Annotated in this window: 2 protein-coding genes; both read left to right on the top strand. The window is 41.8% G+C overall.

The annotated features are described in order from the left end of the window. The coding region (locus tag AC1DUW_RS29410; protein WP_477644257.1) for an aspartate kinase at nt 1-800 on the top strand (800 nt) is incomplete at its 5' end. Nucleotides 801-836: 36 nt separating this feature from the next. Further along, on the top strand, nt 837-1268 hold a 432-nt coding region (locus AC1DUW_RS29405), incomplete at its 3' end, for a dihydrodipicolinate synthase family protein (RefSeq protein WP_477644256.1).

The following is a 1268-nucleotide window of genomic DNA, read 5'->3' as shown; positions in this document are numbered from 1 at the left end:
AGGGTGCAGCTAAAAACGGCGACATTACGACTATTGGCCGTGGCGGAAGCGACACATCAGCTGCAGCATTAGGTGCGGCTTTACAAGCTGAAAGGGTCGATATTTTTACGGATGTGGAAGGAATAATGACTGCCGATCCACGTATTGCCGAGCAAGCTCGTCCATTATCGGTCGTTTCTTATACAGAAGTTTGTAACATGGCTTATCAAGGTGCCAAGGTCATTCATCCCCGTGCTGTTGAAATTGCCATGCAGGCAAAAGTTCCGATCAGGATCCGATCAACATACAGTGATGGATTAGGAACACTTGTCACAGGTGTAAATAAGGGGAGCCAGGGTAGTGACATACGGGAAAGACTAGTTACAGGAATAGCTCACGTTTCTAAAATAACCCAAATTAAAGTACGCGCGAAAAAAGACCAATATAATTTACAGGCGGAAGTTTTTAAAGCGATGGCCAATGCCTCCATTTCCGTTGACTTTATCAATATTTATCCAAATGGCGTTGTTTATACGGTTTCGGAGGAGATGACAGAACTTGCTCTTTCTATTTTGGCCGAGCTTGGTCATGAACCTGTAATTGAGCGGAATTGTGCTAAAGTTTCTGTAGTCGGTGCGGGCATCAACGGTGTGCCAGGCGTTGCAGCGAAGATTGTCACAGCGCTTTCTGAGAAAGAAATTGCTATTCTTCAATCTGCTGACAGCCATACGACTATTTGGGTTTTAGTAAAAGAAGAAGATTTAGTAGAAGCTGTTAATTCACTTCATTATGCATTTCATTTGCATGAAAGTGAAGCATAATAAGCATACAAGTTTTATTAATTAAAGAGGTGTTAAATGATGATATTTGGTAGAGTATCAACGGCAATGGTCACCCCTTTCGATAGCAAGGGAAATGTTGATTTTCAAAAAACGACTTCATTGGTCAATTACTTATTAACGAATGGAACGGATTCACTTGTGCTTTYGGGCACAACTGGGGAGTCTCCAACTTTATCTTCGGAGGAAAAAATCGCCTTATTGCGTCATGTTTCGAAGGTTGTAGAAAAACGGGTACCCGTCATCATGGGTACGGGAAGCAACAATACGTATGCTTCTATTGAGTTGACAAAAAAGGCAGAACAAAACGGTGCAGATGCGATCATGCTTGTGGCTCCGTATTATAATAAAACGAATCAAGAAGGTCTTTACCAACATTTTAAAGTAATTGCAGAAAGTACGACGCTACCTGTAATGGTATATAACATCCCAGGTCGTGCTTCTGTTAAT

The sequence above is a fragment of the Peribacillus sp. P4_C12 genome (genome assembly GCF_056402095.1).
The sequence above is the reverse complement of the archived record's forward strand: the minus strand, read 5'-3'. Positions and strand labels throughout refer to the sequence as shown.